This is a genomic window from Bacillus sp. Au-Bac7 (assembly GCF_021341655.1).
GTDB lineage: Bacteria > Bacillota > Bacilli > Bacillales > Cytobacillaceae > Niallia.
In genome coordinates this window covers 1-3,329 of the sequence record NZ_JAJTTG010000039.1, presented here as the reverse complement: position 1 = coordinate 3,329, position 3,329 = coordinate 1, and the positions used below count along the sequence as shown (strand labels likewise).

The following is a 3,329-nucleotide window of genomic DNA, read 5'->3' as shown; positions in this document are numbered from 1 at the left end:
GGTACTTAATTATTAGGAGCTGATCAGCAGCTCCTTTTCTTATGCAACTATCTTGGCAGGATTGCTTAATAATCAGTATCAAATAAACCCTCACTAAATAGTGAGGGTTTATTTTCTTACTTTAATGTCTTTTGGATAAAGAATACTTCTTGTTAGAAATAAAATTTCATGAAGTCTCCTTATAATTTTTAGAGACAAATTCATATAATAATCCTGTGGCTGTTTGTATAAATATAAATATGGGTACAGAATAAGCTAGTTTATAGTGATTCTGATATGTAATTATTTTTATTAGTGTAAACACCCACTGTGATAAAGTACCTATAGCCACCCAGGTGATAATGTAGATACCAAAGGTCTTTCTATTAATTTTTAATTGTTTATAAAAATACATAAATGCATATCCAAACGGACCATAAAGTAAATAATAAGCAATATCAAAGAGTTCATAATGATTTGTATCATTTTCTCTATAATAATCCAATAATCCCCCGCCAATAGTAAAATCAAACATAATACCTACTGTAATTCCCCATAAAATACTCATTAATTTTATTTCTCTTTTTAATTTTTTTGGAGCAAGGAAAACAAACAAATAAGCAGCTGAGGTTATAAATATCAAGGAAATTTCATTTAAATTAAATTCACCAATCCATTTCATTTTACAGAGCTCTCCTTTTCCATAACATACTTACAAAATGATAAATGAAAAAAATGGATAATATATATTAGTCCAATGAAATAAAGGAAGTCATACCCAAGGTCCCAGTCTAATATTGTTATGGCATTAAAAAAGATAGAGAATTGTACAAATATAGTGAAAAGAAGGGATGCACATAGAAAGCATATTGTTCTTATTATTAAGGGCGCTGCTTTAGGTATTAAATTAAGGCATATTAAAATAATTAAAGGTGTCACAATACTACGATTTATTAAGATAGATATATATTTGTTTGATTCATGTGAGTATTTTAGAAAAGCAAACTCCTCAAATATTAACCAATTCCAATTAATGTGAATAATAAGAATGAGTAAATAGAGAATGATGTTTTCCACATTAGATAAATTTCTTTTACATATAAAAAAGATGTAAACTCCAAGCCAACCAAAGAAAAAATAAAAAGCTAAAGCCATCATAAATCCTCCTTTTCAATAATTTCCCCTTATTTACAATTCTTTATGAGAAAATATATGAGTATATTTATAAGCAAGGTAATTAACGGGAGCTTTGATCTCAGGAAGGATTAATTCTACTTGTTCTAGCACTAACAAGGCAGAACTTTCCTATGATAAATTTACAAACCTTCTAATGCAACAAACTCGGCAGGTTAGCGGAAGAAGGACTCGGATAATTTTCGCCGAAGATAATTAGGTGAAAAATTGAAAAAGGTGAAATAATGAGTGAGATTATAAACTATTATAATCAATTTGATGAATGGGAAAGACTTGAAAGAGAGCCTATTGAATTCCAAGTGAATTGGCACTTTATAAAGAACTATTCACCTGAGAATGGCAATATACTCGTATAGGCTGGACCTGGTAAGTATTCAAGGAAATAGTATTAATGTAACCTTCCTTATCCTGATGTTCCAAAGTTTCAATATTATTTCTAAAAACCTCTAACCTTCACTTATTGTGAAGGTCTCTTTTATTGATTTTTTAATTTTTTGATAAATAATTACTAAAGAGGATAAAGCGTCACATAAAAAAACACCCTACTCTGAGGAGTAAGGTATCGTCATTAGAACATTATTATTATTTCTATAATCATTACTTTTATACAAAAAAAGAACTCTACCGGCATCTGTAGAGTCCAAAAAGATTTTCAATTAAAGGCTCAACTAAAATCGAGACTAAAGTTCTTTGTATTTTATTCCACTTCATGATTTCGGACACAAAAAAAGTGCCCTACTCTGAAGAGTAAGGCGAAAACTGTCGACATAAACCACTACATAAATTATGATGACCTATCAGCCATAATTAATACAAAACTGTACCTATAAATGTAGAGCTTAAGTAATTGGTAGTTGATTCAGTGTTTAGTGAGATCTTCGTCAGGGTCCATATATTATATGCAGATATATCCAAAATAATCCTCATAAAAAAATACCCTATTCCGAAAAATAGGGAGAAGTGTTATCTAAGATGTATATTTAGTATTTACCTATAGATATTTTTTATGCAAAAAACTTTGCAAAAGTATTTGGTCCGGCTTCACCATCTACTCCAATACCTTTATCTTTTTGGAAAGCCACTACTGCATTTTTGCAGCCCTTTCCGTAAATACCATCAAATCCTTTTGCATCATATTTGTGGAAGTATAGCATACCTTGCACAAATCGTGTCCATTTCTCCCAGTCTGTGCCTGGCACTACAACCGGGCAAGCAGCTTTTGATTTCTTTTCAAAGATGGTGTCAATTTGTACTTTGGCAAAGTACTGGAATACTCGAATAGCAGCAACTTTACTCTTAGGCCCCGGATAGCCGTCCACAACAAGAGCTTTGAATTTAGCTTTTTCTGTATATCCATTAAGGAAGGTTTGGAACTTCTTGAAGTTTGCATCAGCACCAGTGTTTGGCTTATGTGGAGTAGTAACTATTTCGGAACCAACTTCTGTCTTATCAGGTGCTACAGTAATTTCCCCTGTGTATTCAAGATGGGGATTATCAACCAAGCCTTTTCAGTCACCTACCCATTCAAATCCCTTGCTTTTAGCAATAAATGCAACTCGTTTCCATTGTGAATTAACAGTCCAGTATGAGTTGTACCTTCCTTATTAGTTAAGCAATAGTCAACCACAATACCAAAGTTATGTTTAGATTGACCGCCATTTGCATTAGTAAAAATTTCACCTGGCTTAGTGCGACCTTGTGCATAAAGAGCATCCTGTTCTGCATAAGAAAGGTACCCATCTGTAATTAATACATATATACCCTCGTTATGTGCTTGTTCAATGATTTCAAATACTTAAGTCACCACAATAGCTTTCATACCAGAGCATATTCTTTTAATAGCTTCTTGTTTCAATTTCTCTACACTCATAATATTTTTCGTCTAATAAAACGTCTTGCTCCGCTTAATCTACCTTGCTGAAGAACCATTTGATTTTCTTTAACAAGCTGCCTGATGAAATAACCATGTCTAACTTTATGGCGTCACTTCAATTTGAAGGTAACTTATTTTGCATTTGTAAAATTGTTAGCTTTCAATACTTCTTTTTGTCTTTTACCTTTAGCTGTCACATAGTTGTTTAAGAAAAGAGGCTTGCTTATGTAACAAACATGGCAGCATTCCTGTAATAAATTAAAACTTAGCTTATGGAAGAAAC

4 protein-coding genes are annotated in these 3,329 nt (G+C 32.0%); 1 reads left to right on the top strand and 3 read right to left on the bottom strand.

The features are described from left to right. Window positions 1-166: 166 nt before the first annotated feature. Window positions 167-661: a hypothetical protein gene (locus LXM54_RS27580; RefSeq protein ID WP_233319538.1), complete on the bottom strand. Its 495-nt coding sequence runs from the start codon at window positions 659-661 to the stop codon at window positions 167-169. A 736-nt stretch (window positions 662-1,397) separates the two neighbouring features. Between LXM54_RS27580 and LXM54_RS28190 the strand changes: the two genes are divergently transcribed. Next, the gene (locus LXM54_RS28190) at window positions 1,398-1,529 is read left to right on the top strand and encodes a hypothetical protein (RefSeq protein ID WP_267913512.1); all 132 of its coding nucleotides are present in this window, start codon (window positions 1,398-1,400) and stop codon (window positions 1,527-1,529) included. Window positions 1,530-2,177: 648 nt separating this feature from the next. Here the strand turns inward: LXM54_RS28190 and LXM54_RS27575 are convergent. Together LXM54_RS27575 and LXM54_RS28655 are read right to left on the bottom strand one after the other, a co-directional pair. Next, window positions 2,178-2,675 carry a peptidoglycan-binding domain-containing protein gene (locus tag LXM54_RS27575; protein ID WP_233319535.1) on the bottom strand — a complete coding sequence of 166 codons (498 nt, stop codon included), beginning with the start codon at window positions 2,673-2,675 and terminating at the stop codon, window positions 2,178-2,180. A 14-nt stretch (window positions 2,676-2,689) separates the two neighbouring features. After that, window positions 2,690-2,956: a M15 family metallopeptidase gene (locus LXM54_RS28655; RefSeq protein ID WP_442780551.1), complete on the bottom strand. Its 267-nt coding sequence runs from the start codon at window positions 2,954-2,956 to the stop codon at window positions 2,690-2,692. Window positions 2,957-3,329: the final 373 nt, after the last annotated feature.